The sequence below is a fragment of the Roseivivax sp. GX 12232 genome (assembly GCF_021272185.1).
In the GTDB taxonomy this organism is placed as follows: Bacteria; Pseudomonadota; Alphaproteobacteria; order Rhodobacterales; family Rhodobacteraceae; genus Roseivivax.
Genome location: NZ_JAJSEC010000007.1, coordinates 141818 through 160129 on the forward strand (window position 1 = coordinate 141818; position 18312 = coordinate 160129).

At 67.2% G+C, this 18312-nt stretch carries 16 protein-coding genes; 9 read left to right on the plus strand and 7 right to left on the minus strand.

The annotated features are described in order from the left end of the window. Positions 1–725: 725 nt before the first annotated feature. The 4 genes from LR948_RS13175 to LR948_RS13190 all read right to left on the minus strand — a co-directional run bounded on the left by LR948_RS13175 (position 726) and on the right by LR948_RS13190 (position 3961). The gene (locus tag LR948_RS13175) at positions 726–1067 is read right to left on the minus strand and encodes a DUF2853 family protein (protein WP_232754531.1); all 342 of its coding nucleotides are present in this window, start codon (positions 1065–1067) and stop codon (positions 726–728) included. A 172-nt stretch (positions 1068–1239) separates the two neighbouring features. After that, entirely contained in the window at positions 1240–2037 is a 798-nt protein-coding gene (locus LR948_RS13180; RefSeq protein WP_232754532.1) for a PRC-barrel domain-containing protein, read from the minus strand. Between the two features lie 153 nt (positions 2038–2190). Further along, positions 2191–3582, minus strand: a complete 1392-nt coding sequence (gene ahcY / locus LR948_RS13185) for an adenosylhomocysteinase (RefSeq protein ID WP_232754533.1) — start codon at positions 3580–3582, stop codon at positions 2191–2193. Between the two features lie 76 nt (positions 3583–3658). Then, the gene (locus LR948_RS13190; RefSeq protein WP_232754534.1) at positions 3659–3961 is read right to left on the minus strand and encodes a hypothetical protein; all 303 of its coding nucleotides are present in this window, start codon (positions 3959–3961) and stop codon (positions 3659–3661) included. A 183-nt stretch (positions 3962–4144) separates the two neighbouring features. Between LR948_RS13190 and LR948_RS13195 the strand changes: the two genes are divergently transcribed. Next, on the plus strand, positions 4145–4741 hold the full coding sequence (locus tag LR948_RS13195) for an HD family hydrolase (RefSeq protein ID WP_232754535.1): 597 nt from the start codon (positions 4145–4147) through the stop codon (positions 4739–4741). 13 nt (positions 4742–4754) lie between these two features. Here the strand turns inward: LR948_RS13195 and LR948_RS13200 are convergent, their stop codons facing one another. Further along, on the minus strand, positions 4755–5972 hold the full coding sequence (locus tag LR948_RS13200; protein WP_232754536.1) for a CynX/NimT family MFS transporter: 1218 nt from the start codon (positions 5970–5972) through the stop codon (positions 4755–4757). Between the two features lie 88 nt (positions 5973–6060). Here LR948_RS13200 and LR948_RS13205 point away from each other — a divergent pair, with 88 nt between their 5' ends. From LR948_RS13205 to LR948_RS13215, 3 genes are all read left to right on the plus strand, one after another. Next, positions 6061–6540, plus strand: coding sequence for an Lrp/AsnC family transcriptional regulator (locus LR948_RS13205; protein ID WP_232754537.1), 480 nt, complete (start codon positions 6061–6063; stop codon positions 6538–6540). Between the two features lie 213 nt (positions 6541–6753). After that, positions 6754–8241: an NAD-dependent succinate-semialdehyde dehydrogenase gene (locus LR948_RS13210; RefSeq protein ID WP_232754538.1), complete on the plus strand. Its 1488-nt coding sequence runs from the start codon at positions 6754–6756 to the stop codon at positions 8239–8241. A 34-nt stretch (positions 8242–8275) separates the two neighbouring features. Further along, on the plus strand, positions 8276–9646 hold the full coding sequence (locus LR948_RS13215; RefSeq protein WP_232754539.1) for an aspartate aminotransferase family protein: 1371 nt from the start codon (positions 8276–8278) through the stop codon (positions 9644–9646). Positions 9647–9680: 34 nt separating this feature from the next. On the opposite strand, the gene glpD is transcribed toward LR948_RS13215, so the two are convergent. Next, positions 9681–11288 (minus strand): glycerol-3-phosphate dehydrogenase, encoded by a 1608-nt coding sequence (glpD, locus tag LR948_RS13220; RefSeq protein WP_232754540.1) that lies wholly within the window; start codon positions 11286–11288, stop codon positions 9681–9683. A gap of 267 nt (positions 11289–11555) precedes the next feature. Here glpD and LR948_RS13225 point away from each other — a divergent pair, with 267 nt between their 5' ends. Continuing rightward, positions 11556–11969 carry a hypothetical protein gene (locus tag LR948_RS13225; protein ID WP_232754541.1) on the plus strand — a complete coding sequence of 138 codons (414 nt, stop codon included), beginning with the start codon at positions 11556–11558 and terminating at the stop codon, positions 11967–11969. Between the two features lie 429 nt (positions 11970–12398). Here LR948_RS13225 and LR948_RS13230 read toward each other — a convergent pair whose 3' ends face one another. Beyond that, entirely contained in the window at positions 12399–13625 is a 1227-nt protein-coding gene (locus LR948_RS13230; protein WP_232754542.1) for an argininosuccinate synthase, read from the minus strand. 168 nt (positions 13626–13793) lie between these two features. Here LR948_RS13230 and LR948_RS13235 point away from each other — a divergent pair, with 168 nt between their 5' ends. From LR948_RS13235 to LR948_RS13250, 4 genes are all read left to right on the plus strand, one after another. Beyond that, a complete protein-coding gene (locus LR948_RS13235) occupies positions 13794–14555 on the plus strand; it encodes a hypothetical protein (RefSeq protein WP_232754543.1) in 762 nt (253 codons plus the stop codon). Between the two features lie 96 nt (positions 14556–14651). Beyond that, positions 14652–15878: a threonine ammonia-lyase IlvA gene (gene ilvA, locus LR948_RS13240; RefSeq protein ID WP_232754544.1), complete on the plus strand. Its 1227-nt coding sequence runs from the start codon at positions 14652–14654 to the stop codon at positions 15876–15878. 26 nt (positions 15879–15904) lie between these two features. Next, positions 15905–16687, plus strand: a complete 783-nt coding sequence (locus tag LR948_RS13245; protein ID WP_232754545.1) for an SDR family oxidoreductase — start codon at positions 15905–15907, stop codon at positions 16685–16687. A gap of 340 nt (positions 16688–17027) precedes the next feature. After that, the gene (locus tag LR948_RS13250; RefSeq protein WP_370634957.1) at positions 17028–18230 is read left to right on the plus strand and encodes a PP2C family protein-serine/threonine phosphatase; all 1203 of its coding nucleotides are present in this window, start codon (positions 17028–17030) and stop codon (positions 18228–18230) included. The last annotated feature ends 82 nt before the right edge of the window (positions 18231–18312 follow it).

Below are 18312 nucleotides of genomic sequence, written 5' to 3' on the forward strand. Positions count from 1 at the left end.
GGTCCGGCGCGCGCCCTTTGTTTCGAACGAGGGTCTCTTGCCGCCGCACATCTTCCGTTCGGAAGCGCCCGAATACCGACCATGTTCTGCTGAGACGGGTTGAGAGCTGCCGAACCGAGCCGTGGATCTTGCGCGAAGACCTTCGCGACACCTACCGCCTGTCCCCTCTCGGAACCCGCGGAGACAAGCACCCCCACCATCCGGCAAAATCCCCCGGTGGGCGGTTGGGTCCGACGGCGCCGTCGGACCCGGTCCCCGAAGCGCCCGCTTCCGCGGCGCCTGGCCGGCGGTCCCCAATCGCCGCCGACAGATAAACGTTACACCGGTATACCGGCGAACCGCAAAGCCTAAGAGCCCAAAATTTTCGATATATTTTAATGGTTTGACGGGGTATCGCAGAGGCACACCGGCCCCTCCGGCCCCGCCTCTCGCGGGCCCGTAACGCTCCCTTCCATATCCCTGTCTTGGAAAGCCCTGCTCCGGGTGTGGTTTGGGTCCGGCGTATTCGCCGGACCCGATCCCCTGCGCTCCCACACGCCCCCGGATGTCGGGTCGGCGCCGGCCCCCTACTGCCGGCGACATGTCCTAGATACACCGGTATACCGGTCGCCTGCAAAAGATAAGCGCCTCAAATTCGAGGCGCTTTCTCCTGATTCCGCGGCTCAAACCCGTGCCTATCCACAGCCCGGCGAGGCGCCGCAGGGGCGCCCCCGAGCGGCCTACCCTCAGGCGTAGGCCTGTTCCCGGCCGAAGTGCTTGGTCAGCAGGTAGTAGAAGACCGCGCGATACTTGTTGCGCTCGGATCGGCCGTAGGTCTCGACCGCCGCGTCGATCCCGGCCATCAGATCGGCGCTCTCGGGCAGGCCGAGCTTCTTCATCAGGAAGTTGCGCTTGATGGTCTCGAGCTCCTCGGGGTCCGAGGCCGCCACGGTCGAGGCATCGTCGTTGTAGATCGCCGGGCCGCAGCCGATGGTGACCTTGGTCAAAAGGTCCATGTCCGGCTGCATCCCGCATTTGCCGCGCAGGTCCTCGGCGTATTTCTCGATCAACTCGTCACGTTTTCCCATGGTATCGCTCCTCCACTGTCCCATGTCCGCGCCGTCACGGGGGCGCGATGCGGAAACGCTATGCGCGGGTCATGCGCGCGCTCAAGAAAAAACGCCCCGCGGCGGGACCGCGGGGCGTCGGGACGGACAGGGCGCGAGAGGGGAGCCGGCCCTGCCGGTCATCCGCGCGAGATCAGTTGTTCTGGGTCTCGCCGTCCTCATCCATGGAGCTGTCGCTCTCCATCTCGGTCTCGCCGCCGGCTTCGGCTTCGGCCTCTGCCTCGGCGCCCATGTCGGTCTCCGCCTCGGCTTCGGCCTCGGCTTCCGCCGCGCCGTCGCTCTCGGTCTCGGAGGCCGCGCCGTCGTCCATGCCGGCCTCGGTGTCGGCCGAGCCGCCCATCGAGGTGCCGCCGGTGGCCGATGCGCCGGCCTCGGCGCCATCCGACAGAAGTTCCGCCAGGGCCATGTCCTCGGGCAGGCCGGTCACGCCGGTCTCGTCGAACTCCGGGCGTTCCTTCAGCTCTTCCTTGGTCGAGGCCAGGATCAGCACCTGCTGCTCGGCGTCGAACTCGAAGTCACCGATCGGCAGGGCCACGGTGTATTCGCCAAGGCCCAGGAAACCGCCGATGCCGATCACCGCCTCGAGGCCGTTCGGCCCGTCGATCAGGTAGTCGATCTCGCCGATGTTCTCGCCCTCGGTGCTTTGCACCGGCAGGCCGATCACGTCGCCCACGGTCATCTCCTCGAGCGACTGCGGCGGGGTTTCCTCGGCCATTTCGGTTTCGGCTTCGGCGCCGGCCTCACCGGACATGCCGGTCTCGCCGGTGGTGCCCAGCTCGGCGCCGGTGCCGCCGGCCTGGCCTTCGGTGGCGCTCATCTCGCCGCCGTCGGTCTGCGCCTGGGCGTCCGTGCTGGAGTCCTGGGCATAGGCCGCCCCGCCGGCGAAAAGGGCTGCGGTTGCGGCGCTCATCATGAGGGTCTTCAGGGTCATTGCTGTCGTGCCTCCTTGGTCACGGTTGCTATGCCCCCAGAACAGCGACGCCCCGTCCAAGGTTTCGGACGGGGCGCGGCAGGTGGTCGCGGGATTTGCGGGATTTGGCCGACGGCTGGGCAGGTTCCCGCCCAGAGCCGGAAAATCGCCGCGTCAGTAGCGGTAATGCTCGGGTTTGAAGGGCCCTTCGGGCGTCACGCCGATATAGGAAGCCTGGTCCGGGCTGAGCTGCGTCAGCTTCACGCCGATCCTTCCGAGGTGCAGCCGCGCGACCTTTTCATCCAGATGCTTGGGCAGGATGTAGACCTGGTTCTCGTAGTCATCGCCGTTCTTCCAGAGCTCGATCTGCGCCAGCACCTGGTTGGTGAACGACGCCGACATCACGAAGGACGGATGGCCCGTGGCATTGCCGAGGTTCAGCAGACGGCCCTCGGAGAGGAGGATGATGCGCGAGCCCGAGGGCATCTCGATCATGTCCACCTGGTCCTTGATGTTGGTCCACTTGTGGTTCTTCAGGTTGGCGACCTGGATCTCGTTGTCGAAGTGGCCGATGTTGCCGACGATCGCCATGTCCTTCATCTCGCGCATGTGCTCGATGCGGATGACGTCCTTGTTGCCGGTGGTGGTGATGAAGATGTCCGCTGACTGCACCACCTCTTCGAGAAGCACCACCTCGAAGCCGTCCATGGCCGCCTGCAGGGCGCAGATCGGGTCGGCCTCGGTGACCTTCACCCGCGCGCCGGCCCCGGCGAGCGAAGCGGCCGAGCCCTTGCCCACGTCGCCGTAGCCGCAGACCACGGCGACCTTGCCGGCCATCATCGTGTCGGTGGCGCGGCGGATGCCGTCGACCAGGCTTTCCTTGCAGCCGTACTTGTTGTCGAACTTCGACTTGGTGACGCTGTCGTTCACGTTGATCGCCGGGAAGGGCAGCTGCTTGTCGCGCATCAGCTGATAGAGGCGGTTCACGCCGGTAGTCGTCTCTTCCGAGACGCCGCGGATCTGGTCGCGGACCTTGGTGAACCAGCCGGGGCTTTGCGCCATGCGCTTCTTGATCTGGGCGAAGACCACCTCTTCTTCCTCGGAGGTCGGCGCGGCGATCAGCTCGCTCTCGCCGGCCTCGACGCGGGCGCCGAGCAGCACATAGAGCGTCGCATCCCCGCCGTCGTCGAGGATCATGTTCGGCCCGTCCTCGAACTGGAAGGAGCGGTCGAGGTAATCCCAGTGCTCCTCGAGCGTCTGGCCCTTGATCGCGAAGACCGGGGTGCCGCCCTTGGCGATGGCCGCCGCGGCGTGATCCTGGGTCGAGAAGATGTTGCAGGAGGCCCAGCGCACATCCGCGCCCAGCGCCACCAGCGTCTCGATCAGGACCGCGGTCTGGATGGTCATATGCAGCGAGCCGACGATGCGCGCGCCCTTGAGCGGCTGGCTCTCGCCGAACTCCTCGCGGCAGGCCATGAGGCCCGGCATTTCCGTCTCGGCGATGTCGAGTTCCTTGCGCCCGTACTCCGCGAGCGCGATGTCCTTCACGATGTAGTCGTCAGCCATCTTCCGTTCCTGCAAGAAATTCCGTTGCAGGGCAGATAGCACCTCGGCCGTATCCGGACAATCGCGCCGGGGTCGGTCAGCTTGCCACGCCGGGTTCCGGCGCGATGGTGGTCCAGAAGCGGCCCGCCGAGACCACGCAGCTCAGCCCGTTGGGGTTGGTGATGAAGATCGTGAAACTGCCGGTCTCCGGCGAGGACCAGATCTCGATCATGCTGGTGGGGGATTGCAGGCCGTTGCCGACCATGACCTCGGAATGGGTCTCTTCAAGCGCCTCGACCAGGTGGTCACGGGGCATGCAGGGGGCGCTTTGCGCCCAGGCGGGCGGGGCCAGCGCTGCGGCGCCAAGCACGAAACCCGCGGTGAAGATACGTTTGAACATGTCGCTCTCCTAAGGTTGAAACCCAAGGGGCGGCGGCCCCTGTGGGTCAGGGGTGTGCCTTATATATGGGTGCTGCGGGGCTCACATACGAGATACGCTTTCGCGACGTGGCGTGTGCCGCAGCATCCCGTTATGAGGGCCGCGAGACCGAAAAACCCCGCGAGTCGCCGAAAAGGAGAGGTCATGCCGCCCAAACAACCGCGCGCCTGGCAACGGATGCTGTCCGGGCGCCGTCTCGATCTTCTGGACCCGACGCCGGTCGACATCGAGATCGAGGACATCGCCCATGGCCTCGCTTTCGTGGCGCGCTGGAACGGCCAGACGCGGGGCGATTTCCCCTATTCGGTGGCCGAACATTCGCTGCTGGTCGAGGCGCTTTTCGGGCGGATGTATCCCCGCGCCTCGGTGGCCGACCGGCTGACCGCGCTGCTGCATGACGCGCCAGAATACGTGATCGGGGACATGATCTCGCCGGTGAAGACCGCGGTGGGGCCCGATTACGGCAAGCTCGACGACCGGCTGGCGGTGGCGATCCACGTGCGCTTCGGCCTGCCGGCGGTGCCCACCAAGGCGCTGAAGAAACGCATCAAGGCGGCTGACAAGGTCTCGGCCTGGATGGAGGCGACCGAGATCGCGGGATTTGCCGTGGCCGAGGCCGACCGCTTCTTCGGACGCCCCGCGCCCGAGCTGATCGACGGCTTGCGCATCGCGCCGCGCCCGCCGGTCGAGGTGCGCGCCGAGTTCACCCAGCGCCACGCGGACCTTCTGGCGGCGCTTTAGGCGCTCTAGCGTCTCAGGCCGGGGCCGGAACGCCGCGCGGGCGGGTGCGGATGAACAGCGTGACGATGATCGCGATGTTCATCAGGTTCCAGGCGATGCCGTTCCAGAAGGCCAGCGCGTAGGAGCCGGTGGCGTCGTAGATCACCCCCGAGAGCCAGCCGCCGAAGGCCATGCCGATCAGCGTCATCAGGATCACGAAGCCGGTGCGCGCCCCGGCCTCGCGGGCGGGCAGGTATTCCCGCACGATCACCGCGTAGGAGGGCACGATGCCGCCCTGGCTCAGCCCGAAGATCAGGCTGACCGCGTAAAGCGAGGTCAGCCCGCCCGCCGGCAGGTAGAGGATCAGCGCCAGGCACTGCAGGACCGAGCCCAGGAGCAGCGTCCGAACCCCGCCCAGCCGGTCGGCCAGCGCCCCCGAGACGATCCGCGAGGCGACCCCGCCCAGGAGCATCAGCGCCAGCATCTCCTTGCCGACCGCCGCGCCGAAGCCCAGGTCGACGCAAAGCGCCACGATATGCACCTGCGGCATCGACATGGCGACGCAGCAGCCGATGCCCGCCACCGCCAGCGCCCATTGCAGCTTGCGGGGCGAGAGGCCGGTGGCGCTGGCCCGCGCACTGGCCTCGGCCTCGGCGCGGGCCAGTGCCGCCTGGGGCACGCGGGGCCGGAGCGCCAGGCTCACCGGCAGGAGCACCAGGAGGGAGGCCACGCCCAGCGCGCCGTAGTCCCAGCGCCAGCCCGCATCGCCGCCGAGCCAGTCCAGCGCCACCGGCCAGAAGGCCCCGGCCAGGTAGTTGCCCGAGGCGGTGACCGCGACCGCCAGCCCGCGCCGGCGCAGGAACCACTGCGAGATGTCGGCGATCAGCGGCGCGAAACAGGCGCCGGTGCCGAAGCCGATGGCGAATTGCACCGCGCAGAGGAACAGGATCGACGGCGAGAGCGCCGCCAGCCCGTAGCCCCCCGCAAGCCCCAGGCCCACCACGGCCAGCACCCGCGCCATGCCGTAGCGGTCGACCCAGCGCCCGATCAGGAAATTGCCCGCGCCGAAACCCAGCATGGTCAGCGCGTAGGGCAGCGAGGCCATGGCCCGGCTGGCCTCGAACTCGGCGGCGATCTCGGGCAGGGCGGAGATCACCGCCCACATGCCGACATTGCCGGTTACCGCCGCCAGGAGCGTGACCGCGAGCCGCATCCAGCTTTGCCGTGAGTCGAGACCGTCGGAGCTTTGCATGGCCCAAGGCTTAGCCCCGCCCGGAGGCGAGGCCCAGCGCGAAATCGCGCGGCTTTCCATTCCCCGATCTTCGCGGCACAGTCGCGCCATGACCCGCCTCGACCAGCGCGATATCGAGATCCTGCGCGTCCTCGCCGCCGAGGGCCGGATCACCAAGGCCGAGCTCGCGCAGCGGGTCGGCCTGTCGCCGACGCCCGCCTGGGAGCGGCTGAAGAAGCTCGAGAAGGCCGGGGTGATCGAGGGTTACGGCGCGCGCATCGCCTACAAGGCCTTCGGGCCGCATGTGACGGTCTTCGTGGCCTGCGAGCTCGACGGCCACCGGGCCGAGGATTTCCGCGCCTTCGAGACCGCGCTCAGGGCCCAGGACGAGGTGACCTGGGCCTGGGCGCTGGGCGGCGGCTTCGACTACCTGATCCAGGTGGTGACCCGCGACATCGACAGCTACCAACGGCTGATCGACCGGCTCCTGGCCGAGAAGATCGGGCTGGCGCGCTACTACACCTACATCGTGACCAAGCCGATCAAGGGCAGCCCGGGGCTGCCGCTGGCGCTGCTGGAAGGGCGCTAGGGCGGGGCCTTCGCGGCGGGGCTCGCGGGGACCGAGTCGCCTGCCGTTCGCGGGCCGGGGCGGCCGCGCAGCGCCGGGACCAGAGGGTTCCTCTGGCAAATCCCCCAGCAGCCAGAGGATCGGACTGTTTGGGCCGTGAACTTTGGTCCCCTCCTCTGGCGGCAGGCGCCTAGCCTGAGGTCATCGCGTCGCTCTGTCCCGAGGAGATGGCCCATGAGCATTCACCGAACCTTTCCGAAATCGCCCTTGAGCGCGCTCAAGGATGCGCGGCTGGTGCGCAGCTTTTCCTATGTCGACGGCAAGTGGCGCAGCGCCGAGAGCGGCGCGGCCATCGCCGTCACCAATCCCGCTGACGGCGAGTGGCTGGGCGAGGTCTCGGCGCTCTCGGGTGACGAGGCCCGCGCCGCGGTGGATGCCGCCGATGCCGCCTTCGCCACCTGGTCCGAGACCCTGCCGCAGGAACGCGCGCGGCTTCTGCGGCGCTGGTACGAGCTGATGCTCGAGCACCAGGACGACCTGGCGCTCTTGATGACGCTGGAGCAGGGCAAACCCTATTCCGAGGCGCTGGGTGAGATCGCCTATGCCGCCGATTTCATCGAGTTCTACGCCGAAGAAACCCGCCGCCCGAACATCGAGGGCGTGACCTCGCATCTGCCCGATGCCGAGGTCGAGCTCTGGCGCGAGCCGATGGGCGTGGCCGCGCTGATCACGCCCTGGAACTTCCCCTCGGCCATGCTGACCCGGAAGGCGGCGGCGGCGCTGGCCTCGGGCTGCACCGTGGTCGCGCATCCCTCGGCCGAGACGCCCTTTTCCGCGCTGGCGCTGGCCGAGCTGGCCGAGCGCGCGGGCTTTCCGCCGGGCGTCTTCAACGTCATCACCGGCGAGGCCCCCGAGGTGGTCGGCCCCTGGACCGAAGATCCGCGCGTGCGGGTCCTGTCCTTCACCGGCTCGACCGAGGTCGGGCGGCTGCTCTACCGCCAATGCGCGGGCACGGTGAAATCGCTGATCATGGAGCTGGGCGGCCATGCGCCGGTGATCGTCTTCAAGGGCGCCGACCTCGACCAGGCGGTGACCGAGACGATCAAGGCGAAGTTCGCCACCTCCGGGCAGGATTGCCTCGGCGCCAACCGGATCTTCATCGAGCGGCCGATCTACGAGGATTTCGTGGCCCGCTTCACCAAGGCGACCGAGGCGCTGAGCGTGGCGCGCGGGCTCGACGATGCCGACATCGGCCCTCTGATGAACGAGAAGGCGGTGCAGAAGCAGGAGGCCCATGTGGCCGACGCGCTGAAGAAAGGCGCGGTCCTGAAATGCGGCGGCGCCCGGCGCGAGGACCTCGGCCCGCTTTTCTACGCGCCGACGGTTCTGGCCGATGTGCCGGAAAGCGCCGATATTCTGGCTGAGGAGACCTTCGGCCCGGTCGCGGCGCTGGTGCCCTTCGACACCGAGGAAGAGGTCGTCGCCCGCGCCAATGCCACCGAATACGGGCTGGTGGCCTATGTGCACAGCCAGGACCCCCGGCGCATCTACCGGGTCAGCCGCAAGCTGCAGTTCGGCATGGTCGCGGTGAACCGCACCAAGGTCACCGGCGCGCCGATCCCCTTCGGGGGCATGAAACAATCGGGCCTCGGCCGCGAAGGGGCGCGCCAGGGCTTGGAGGCCTTCACCGAAATCAAATACGTGTGCCGCGACTGGGCGTGAGGCCCGGCGCGATCAGGAATAAGGACGAGTTCTGATGCTGAGAAACGACATGCTGGAACAGTGGGACCGGGACAATTTCTTCCATCCCTCCACCCATCTGGCCGAATTCGCGCGGGGCAATGCACCGCATCGGGTGATCACCGGCGGGCAGGGCTGCCACATCGAGGATCGTGACGGCAACCGCCTGCTCGACGCCTTCGCGGGGCTCTACTGCGTGAACGTGGGCTACGGCCGCCAGGACATCGCCGAGGCGATCGCCGACCAGGCCCGCGAGCTGGCCTATTACCACGCCTATGTCGGCCATGGCACCGAGGCCTCGATCACCCTGTCGAAGATGATCCTCGACCGCGCGCCGGACCATATGTCCAAGGTCTATTTCGGCCTCTCCGGCTCGGATGCCAACGAGACCAACGTCAAGCTGATCTGGTATTACAACAACATCCTCGGGCGGCCCGAGAAGAAGAAGATCATCTCGCGCTGGCGCGGCTACCACGGTTCGGGGCTGGTCACCGGTTCGCTGACCGGGCTCGAGCTTTTCCACAAGAAGTTCGACCTGCCGCTGGCCCAGGTGATCCACACCGAGGCGCCCTATTATTACCGCCGCCCCGACCTCTCGATGAGCGAAGAGCAGTTCACCGCCCATTGCGTGGCCGAGCTCGAGGCGCTGATCGAGGCCGAGGGCGCCGATACGATCGCCGCCTTCATCGGTGAGCCGGTCCTGGGCACCGGCGGCATCGTGCCCCCGCCCGCCGGCTACTGGGAGGCGATCCAGGAGGTGCTGGCCCGCCACGACATCCTGCTGGTCGCCGACGAGGTGGTCACCGGCTTCGGGCGGCTCGGCACCATGTTCGGCTCCGAGCACTACGGGCTGAAGCCCGACCTGATCACCATCGCCAAGGGGCTGACCTCGGCCTATGCGCCGCTCTCGGGCTCGATTGTCTCGGACAAGATGTGGAAGGTGCTGGAGCAGGGCACCGACGAGAACGGGCCGATCGGCCACGGCTGGACCTATTCGGCCCATCCCATCGGCGCCGCCGCCGGGGTCGCCAACCTCAAGCTGATCGACGAGCTGGACCTCGTGGGCAACGCCGGGCGCAACGGCGCCTACCTCAACAAGGTGATGACCGAGGCGCTGGGCGATCACGCGAATGTCGGCGAGGTCCGGGGCGAGGGCATGCTCTGCGCGGTGGAGCTGGTCGAGGACCGCGACAGCCGGACCTTCTTCGAGGCCGGGCGCAAGGTCGGCCCCTCGGTCGCCGCGGCGCTGCTTGAAGAAGGGGTGATCGGCCGGGCCATGCCGCAGGGCGACATCATCGGCTTCGCGCCGCCCTTCTGCCTGACCGAGGCGGAGGCCGACGAGATCGCCGGCAAGACCGCCAAGGCCCTGGCCAAGGTGCTGGGCTAACCCCCGGCCATGAGACCCGGATCCGGGCGGCGGCTCAGCCCGTCGCCCGATCCTCAAGCGCCGCCGCGGCGTCCTGCATGAAGGTCTCGAGCAGGTCGATCTGCGGCTCGTCCAGCTTCAGCCCCAGCTTGGTGCGCCGCCAGACCACGTCCTCGGCGGTCTCGGCGTATTCCTTTTCCATCAGCCATAGCACTTCGGCCTCGGTCAGGGTTGTGCCGAAGGGCGTGCCGAGGTCGGCCTCGGTCTTGGCCTCGCCCAGGATCTGCCAGGCCTCGGTGCCGTAGTGGCGGATCATCCGCTCGGCCCATTTCGGCCCGAGGAAGGGGTAGTCCTCGGCCAGCTTCTCGATCCTGCCACGGGTCTCGACGACCTTGAAGTCGCCGCCGGGCAGCGTCGCACCCGCGGTCCAAGGGCCCTTGGCCGCGTCGAAATACGGCACGATCTTCTCGAGCGCATGTTCGGCCAGCCGCCGGTAGGTGGTGATCTTGCCGCCGAAGATGTTCAGAAGCGGCGCGCCGCCGGCCTCGTCGAGCTTCAGCGTGTAGTCCCGGGTCGCCGCCGTCGCGCTTTTCGCGCCGTCGTCATAGAGCGGGCGCACGCCGGAATAGGTCCAGACCACGTCCTCGGGCGTCACCGGCGTCTCGAAATATTCCGAGGCGAAGTTGCACAGATACTGCATTTCCTCCTCGGTGCATTCGGGCTTCTTGTCGGGGTCTTCCTGCTCGCTGTCGGTGGTGCCGATCAGGGTGAAATCCTGCTCGTAGGGGATCGCGAAGATGATCCGCCCGTCGCGGCCCTGGAAGAAGTAGCACTTGTCGTGATCGTAGAGCTTGCGGGTCACGATATGGCTGCCGCGCACCAGCCGCACGCCCTCGGTGGAATTGCTGCGCACCTTGGTGCGGATGATGTCGCCGACCCAGGGACCGCCGGCGTTGACCAGCATCCGCGCGCGGATCACCCGCTCGGCGCCCGAGCGGCGGTTCTGCAGCGTCACCGCCCAGAGGTCGCCCTCGCGCTTGGCCTCGACCACTTTCGTGCGGGTCAGGATGTCGGCGCCGCGGGCCTGGGCGTCGCGGGCGTTCAGCACCACCAGCCGCGAATCCTGCACCCAGGCGTCGGAATACTCATAGGCGTGCTGGAACTTGTCCTTGAGCGGCTTGCCCTCGACGCTGCGCTTGAGGTCCAGCGTCTTGGTCCCGGGCAGGATCTCGCGGCCGCCGAGGTTGTCGTACATGAACAGCCCCAGCCGGATCAGCCAGCCCGGCCGCCGCCCCTTCATCCAGGGCATCACGGTGTTCAGAAGCCGCGAGGTCGGCGTCGAATTGTCGAAGCGCATCGACTTGTGGAAGGGCAGCACGAAGCGCATCGGCCAGGCGATATGCGGCATGGCGCGCAGCAGCGTCTCGCGTTCGATCAGGCTTTCGCGCACCAGCCGCACCTCGAAATACTCGAGGTAGCGCAGCCCGCCGTGAAACAGCTTGGTCGACGCCGAGGAGGTGGCCGAGGCCAGGTCGTTCATTTCGGCCAGGGCGACCGACAACCCCCGGCCCGCGGCGTCGCGGGCGATGCCGCAGCCGTTAATGCCGCCGCCGATCACGAAGAGGTCGTAGCTGTCCTGGTTCGGTTCCGTCCGGTCGTTCATCGCGTCCCCCGGGTCTGATCCAAGTCCTGCGCAGTCGCTCTACCGCAACCTAGGGCCAGAATCGAAGGGGCAATCCTTCCCAAAGCCGAACTTTGGTCTCCGGACGGGCGGGATCTGCCTGCCAAGGCGGCAGGGCGCGGCGCGTGCAATCCCGGGTCTGCGCGAAAAGCGCGGGGCGGGGTGAAACCCGAGGCGGCGATCTGACGTGGCTATTCATGTTCAACGACGCGGGCCGGCAAGGCCCGCCGCAGACACATGGAGATGAAGATGAAAACGCTGATGCTGAGCACCGCCTTCTGCGCCACCGCCTCGCTGGCCATGGCCGCCGCCCATGCCATGGCGCCGGGCGTCGAGGCCTCCGACCAGGCCGTCGAGAATGGCATGGTTACCGCCGCCAAGGTCATCGCCCCCGAGACCGGCTGGCTGGTCGTGCACCGCACCGACGCCGAGATGGCGCCCGGCCCGGTGGTCGGCCATGCCGCGCTCGAGGAGGGGGAGAACATGGAGGTCTCCGCCGAGCTGACCGAAGAGGTCGCGGCGGGCGACATGCTGATGCTCATGGTGCATTCCGAGGCCGGCGGCACCGAAGAGGGCGTCTTCGAATACACCCTCGGCGCCACCGAGGACGGCCCGATCCGGGTCGACGGCGAGCTGGTGATGACCACGATCACCGTGCAGTAAAGCGGTCAGGGACGCGCGCCGGCGACAGCTCTCCTGTAGTAAGGCCGTCGGCGTGCGTGGCCGTCCCGCCTCCCGCGGCCCCTGACCCACGGGCGGCGGGGCGGCCAACAGAATTCGGGGCGCTCGGGCTTTTTGGGCCGGGCGCCCCGAGGTGTTTTTGGGGGGGTGGATTTGGCGGGGAAGGTGCCCGCAGGTTTTTTCGGTGCCGAGAGCCTTTCGCGGGCGTACGCCCCGGGCGTGCGGGGCGTCCTGTCTTTCCCGCGCTCCCCGGTGGGCGCTGGGTTCGCCCCCTAAAGTGGCCGTAAGGCAGCGCACCGGTGCAACCCGGCACCTGCCAGGCCGAGCACATGTCAACAAAGCACCTGCCAGCAAAAGCGCGGACCCTCGGCCCGCAGCTTTCTCTCACCCATCCTTCCCGTCAGGCCCGGCTCAGCCCTTCAGGCGGCGGTCCCGCGCGGCCAGGAGCTTCAGGCGCAGCGCGTTCAGCTGGATGAAGCCCGCCGCGTCCTTCTGGTCGTAGGCGCCGGCGTCATCCTCGAAGGTCACATGCGCCTCGGAATAGAGCGAATGCTCCGACCAGCGGCCGACAGTGCGCGCCAGGCCCTTGTAGAGCTTCAACCGCACGGTGCCGGTCACATGCGCCTGGCTGCGGTCGATCGCGGCCTGCAGCATTTCGCGCTCGGGCGAGAACCAGAAGCCGTTGTAGATCAGCTCCGCGTAGCGCGGCATCAGCTCGTCCTTCAGATGCGCCGCGCCGCGGTCGAGGGTGATCTGCTCGATACCGCGATGCGCCTCGAGCAGGATGGTGCCGCCCGGCGTCTCGTAGATGCCGCGCGATTTCATCCCGACGAAACGGCCCTCGACCAGGTCGAGCCGGCCGATGCCGTGCCGGTGCCCGTAGTCGTTGAGCGCGGTCAGCAGGGTCGCGGGCGACATCGCCTCGCCGTTGATCGCCACCGGGTCGCCCTTCTCGAAGGTGACCTCGATGAACTCCGGCGTGTCGGGCGCATCCTCGGGGTTCACCGTGCGCTGGTAGACGTAATCGGGCGCATCCTCGGCCGGATCCTCCAGCACCTTGCCCTCGGAGGAGGTGTGCAGCAGGTTCGCGTCGACGCTGAAGGGCGCCTCGCCGCGCTTGTCCTTGGCGATCGGGATCTGGTTTTCCTCGGCAAAGGCCAGGAGCTTGGTGCGCGAGGTCAGATCCCATTCGCGCCAGGGCGCGATGACCTTGATGTCGGGGTTCAGCGCATAGGCCGCCAGCTCGAAGCGCACCTGGTCGTTGCCCTTCCCGGTCGCGCCATGGGCCACGGCGTCAGCGCCGGTTTCCTGCGCGATCTCCACCAGCCGCTTGGAGATCAGCGGCCGCGCGATCGAGGTGCCCAAAAGGTAGAGCCCTTCGTAGACCGCATTGGCGCGGAACATCGGGAAGACGAAGTCGCGGACGAATTCCTCGCGGATGTCCTCGATGTAGATATTGGCCGGATCGATGCCCAGAAGCTCCGCCTTCTTGCGCGCGGGGTCGAGCTCTTCGCCCTGGCCCAGGTCGGCGGTGAAGGTCACCACCTCGCAGCCGTATTCGGTCTGCAGCCACTTCAGGATGATCGACGTGTCCAGACCCCCGGAATAGGCCAGAACGACTTTCTTGGGCGCGGACATGCTCAGGTCTCCTGCTTGCGGCCGCGGCGCGCGCGGGGCGCTGCGGGCGGGATTGTGATCTTCGCCGGGGCGCTTACCGGGTTTCGCCGCGCCCGGCAAGCTTTGCGCCTAGGCGGCGGGGCTGCCGCGTGCTAGCCCAAGGGGCGGGAAAGAGACGGAGTTTGGCCCATGAAGTCCTGGCGGATCCTGTCGCATTCGATCCGGCTCGTCTGGCGCAACCGCGTCGACGCGCTGAAGATCTCGGCGCTGCTTTACGGGCTGGTGGCCCTGGCGCAGCTGACCCTCGCGCCCGAACCCGCGATGATGCAGATGCCCGAGGGAGGCATGATGCCCATGCCCGAGGGCGAGATGCCCGGCCCGCCCGCCAACTTCGGGCTCTACGGGCTGATGGTTGTGCTGAACCTCGTGGTGTCGATCTGGATCGCGGTCGCCTGGCATCGCTACGTCCTTCTCGAGGAATATCCAGCGGGCTGGCTCACCGCCGTGCCGGTCGACCGCGCGGCGTTGTATTTTGCCCTGACCCTGATGATCGGCCTCGCGGTGAGCTTTTCTATCGGCCTGCCGGTGCTGCTTCTTTCGGCCATCGCGCCGCCGCTTCTGATCCTGGCGATCCCGCTCGGCGTCGGGGCCTCCATCGCGCTCTTCTTCCGGCTGGGCCCGATCCTGCCCGCCATGGCGGTGGGCCAGCCGCTCGGCATTCGCGAGGCGCTCGAGGCCACCCGCGGCACCACCGGCACTGCGCTGGCCATGGCCGGGTTGGGCGTCCTTCTGATGTTTGCCCTGCTGATCCCGCTGGCGCTGATCAACGCCGTGCTGCCCGCGCTGGGCCTCGTGGCGCAGATCGCCGCCAATTGGTTCGTGACCCTGGTCTCGGTCTCGGTTCTGACGACCCTGCACGGGCATTACATCGAGGGCCGCCCGATCGACTGACGCTCGCGGGGCCGGGGCGTTCCAGGACGCCGGCTTCGCCCGACCCGCCGAGACACGCGCCGCCGGCCGCGCCTTACCTGCTGAAACAGGAGCACCATGACCGACTTTCGCCAGATCGCCCGCGCCGCCGCCGAGGAGATGCGCAGCGTCTTTCCCGAGACGCCGCTTCTGCGCAACGCCCATCTGTCCGAGATCTACGGCGCCGACATCTGGCTGAAACGCGAGGATCTGTCGCCCGTGCGCTCCTACAAGCTGCGCGGCGCCTTCAATGCCATGCGCAAGCGCCCCGACCAGGCGCTCTTCGTCGCCGCCTCGGCCGGCAACCACGCCCAGGGCGTCGCCTTCATGTGCCGCCAGTTCGGCAAATCCGGGGTGATCTTCATGCCGGTCACCACCCCGCAGCAGAAGATCCAGAAGACCCGGATGTTCGGCGGCGATGCCGTCGAGATCCGCCTGATCGGGGACTATTTCGACGAATGCCTCGAGGCCGCCCAGGCCTTCTGCGCCGAAGCCGGCGGTCACTTCCTGTCGCCCTTCGACGACGAGGACGTGATCGAGGGCCAGGCCAGCGTCGCCGCCGAGATCGAGGCCGAGCTGGGCCGCGCGCCCGATCATATCGTCGTTCCTGTGGGCGGCGGCGGGTTGTCCGCCGGAATGGTCGAATATTTCGGCAATGGCCCCGGCTGGACCTTCGTCGAGCCCTCCGGCGGTGCCTGCCTGACCGCCGCGCTGCGCGCCGGAGAGCCCGTCGCCCTGCGGCAGGTCAACACCTTTGCCGATGGTGCCGCCGTGGCGAAGATCGGCGCCCGGCCCTTTGCCCGGCTGAAGGGCGTGGGCCTCGCCAACACGCTGACCATCCCCGAGGACCGGCTCTGCACCACGATCCTCGAAATGCTGAACGTCGAGGGCATCGTGCTGGAGCCCGCCGGCGCCCTGGCCATCGACGCGCTCAAGGACCTGGGCGGGTCGATCCGGGGAAAGACGGTGGTCTGTCTCGCGACCGGCGGCAACTTCGACTTCGAGCGTCTGCCCGAGGTCAAGGAGCGCGCGCAGCGGTTTTCTGGCGTTAAGAAGTACTTCATCTTGCGTCTGCCTCAGCGTCCTGGCGCATTGAAGGATTTCCTGACCACGCTCGGCCCCGAGGACGACATCGCGCGGTTCGAATACCTGAAGAAATCCGCGCGAAATTTCGGGTCGGTCCTGATCGGGATCGAGACCACGCAGGCGGGCAACTTCGACCGACTCTTTGCCGATCTGGACCAGCGCGGTTTCACCTATCAGGACATCACCGAGGACGAGATCCTCGCGCAGTTCCTGATCTGATGGAGCTTCGGGGGCGGATCGCGCTGGTGACCGGTGCGGGTCAGGGCATCGGCCGGGCGATAGCGGAAGCGCTGCACGCTGAGGGCGCCAAGGTGATCGTGCTCGATCGCGATGCCGACCGCGCGGGCGAGGTCGCCGAGGCGATTAACGGGCTGGCCCTCGACTGCGATGTGACCGACCCGGAGGCATTTCACGACGTTTTGGAGCGTGCCCACGCCTGGCGAGGCCGGGTGGACATCCTTGTCTCCAACGCCGGAATGGCACGCGGAGAGCCCAACGGCGCGGTCTCGGCAGAAGAGGCGCATTGGCAGCAGAGCTTCGATCTGCATGTCATGGCCCATCTCAGAGCTGCGCGGACTCTGCTTCCAGACATGGTGGCGCGCGACGAGGGGGCGCTGGTCAATGTGGCCTCCGCCGCGGGGCTTCTGACGCAGATTGGCGATGCCGCTTATTCCGCCAGCAAGCACGCCGCCGTCAGCCTGGCGCAGTCGCTGGCGATCGAACACGGGAATGACGGCGTCTACGTTGGTGTGGTCTGCCCGCTCTACGTGGCGACGCCGCTTATCGGCTATGGCGACGGGGATGCGCCGGCGCATGATCGGGTCATCACGGCTGACGAGGTGGCGCTGGCCGTGGTTGCGGGGATCAAGGAGGAGCGGTTTTTGATTCTGCCGCATCCTGAAGCGGGGGATTTCTTCCGGATGCGCGCCAATGATCCGGAGGGCTGGATCGCCGCCATGCGTCGGTTGCGCGGGCGCGTGATGGAGGATGGCCCCACCGATATCGCGGCGTTGCATCGGAAGATTTGAACTAGGTCGGCCTGCGGAATTGCGCCGCCGTCGACTGCGAGCAGCCGTCTCGCGCGGGGTGATGCGGAGAGTCGGCTGCGGCCCCGCATGGAAAGCGGGGCCCGGCGGGCATGTTTTGGCTTGGGTGAAAAGGAACATATCCATTCCCTACCGCGCCAAACGTGAACAAATAGTGAACTTTTTGACGAAGAAGGAATGCGTTTCGCCTTCACAGATCGTTAAGCGTTGGCGCCTATCCAGAAGGCATGTTCATGTTTTGCCCTTATAGCTCATGACTGCGCCGGTCGCCTCCGTATTGCCCGCAAGGCCGGTCGCGCCCACGGCGCTGCGGCGGATTCTCGTGGCCGACGACAGCCCGCCGCAGCGGTTGATCCTCGCGCATACGCTCTCTCAGTGGGGCTATGAGGTGGAGCTGGCCGAAAGCGGCCTGGAAGCGCTCGAGATCTGTCGAGCATCTCCGCCGGACCTCATCCTGTCGGATTGGATGATGCCGGGCATGGATGGCGTCGCCTTCTGTCGCGCTTTCCGCGATCAATTTGATGCGCATTTTGCCTATTTCATTTTGCTGAGCGCCCGGGGCGACGATGCGGCCATTGCGCATGGTCTTGAGGCAGGGGCCGACGACTTCCTGACCAAGCCGGTCAGCCCGGAAGAACTGCGGGCCCGCCTCACCGCCGCCGATCGGCTAGTGACGAAACAACGCGATCTGGCCGCGAAGAATCGGCAAATCTCGGAGACTTTGGAAAAACTGCAGACCGCCTATGCTAGCATCGAGCGTGATCTGGGCCATGCCAGGCGGATCCAGGAATCTCTGGTTCCGGAACGCATGCGGGACTTCGGCGGCGCGAGGGTCAGCCTGCTGCTTGCGGCGAGCGGCCACGTGGGCGGAGATCTTGTTGGCAGTTTCGAAGCCGCGCCCGGGCAGATCGGGTTTTACGGAATCGACGTCTCGGGCCACGGCATCGCCGCCTCCATGGTCGCAGCGCGCGTGGCAGGGTATTTGAACGATCGCTATCCCGAACAGAATATTGCCTTCGCGCGGGGGGCCGATGGCGGCTATGCGCTGGACCCACCCGAGACGGTGGCCCGGCGATTGAACGATCGGCTCTCGGCCGATCCGGGCATCGAGGAATATCTCACCATGAGTTACGCGCGCGTCGACCTGAAGCGCGGTGTGTTGGAGCTTGTGCTGGCAGGGCATCCTCGACCGCTGTTGCTGCGCGCCTCGGGCGACATGCAGTTTCTCGGCGAGGGCGGGTTGCCGATTGGGCTGGTTGAGACCGTGCAGCACGACCGGCTGACGGTACCGCTGCGTCCAGGCGACCGGCTTCTGCTCTACTCCGATGGGTTCATCGAACCCGTTCTGCCGTCCGGGCGCGATCTGGGTGAGGCAGGACTGCGAGACCTTGTGGCGAGTGTGCCGGCGGGAAGGGAGGGCCCGGCCTATCTCGATACCCTGTTCGAGACCCTGCAATTGGCGGCGGACGCGGGCGGGCGATTGGAGGACGATGTTTCGGCGGCTCTGCTCGAATTCAGAGGATGAAGATTTCGAAGTGTGGCGCAGTTCGCTGCGGGGATAGGACCCGAAGTGCAATAAGGCGAGATGGTTTAACGAAAGGAGGGCG

Bases quoted from the DNA above. Each gene is read 5' to 3' on its own strand.
- LR948_RS13210 (WP_232754538.1), top strand. From the start codon at position 6,754: ATGAGCATTCACCGAACCTTTCCGAAATCGCCCTTGAGCGCGCTCAAG.
- LR948_RS13225 (WP_232754541.1), top strand. From the start codon at position 11,556: ATGAAAACGCTGATGCTGAGCACCGCCTTCTGCGCCACCGCCTCGCTG.
- LR948_RS13235 (WP_232754543.1), top strand. From the start codon at position 13,794: ATGAAGTCCTGGCGGATCCTGTCGCATTCGATCCGGCTCGTCTGGCGC.
- ahcY (WP_232754533.1), bottom strand. From the start codon at position 3,582: ATGGCTGACGACTACATCGTGAAGGACATCGCGCTCGCGGAGTACGGG.
- LR948_RS13180 (WP_232754532.1), bottom strand. From the start codon at position 2,037: ATGACCCTGAAGACCCTCATGATGAGCGCCGCAACCGCAGCCCTTTTC.
- LR948_RS13230 (WP_232754542.1), bottom strand. From the start codon at position 13,625: ATGTCCGCGCCCAAGAAAGTCGTTCTGGCCTATTCCGGGGGTCTGGAC.
- glpD (WP_232754540.1), bottom strand. From the start codon at position 11,288: ATGAACGACCGGACGGAACCGAACCAGGACAGCTACGACCTCTTCGTG.
- LR948_RS13190 (WP_232754534.1), bottom strand. From the start codon at position 3,961: ATGTTCAAACGTATCTTCACCGCGGGTTTCGTGCTTGGCGCCGCAGCG.
- LR948_RS13205 (WP_232754537.1), top strand. From the start codon at position 6,061: ATGACCCGCCTCGACCAGCGCGATATCGAGATCCTGCGCGTCCTCGCC.
- LR948_RS13175 (WP_232754531.1), bottom strand. From the start codon at position 1,067: ATGGGAAAACGTGACGAGTTGATCGAGAAATACGCCGAGGACCTGCGC.
- LR948_RS13215 (WP_232754539.1), top strand. From the start codon at position 8,276: ATGCTGAGAAACGACATGCTGGAACAGTGGGACCGGGACAATTTCTTC.
- ilvA (WP_232754544.1), top strand. From the start codon at position 14,652: ATGACCGACTTTCGCCAGATCGCCCGCGCCGCCGCCGAGGAGATGCGC.
- LR948_RS13200 (WP_232754536.1), bottom strand. From the start codon at position 5,972: ATGCAAAGCTCCGACGGTCTCGACTCACGGCAAAGCTGGATGCGGCTC.
- LR948_RS13195 (WP_232754535.1), top strand. From the start codon at position 4,145: ATGCCGCCCAAACAACCGCGCGCCTGGCAACGGATGCTGTCCGGGCGC.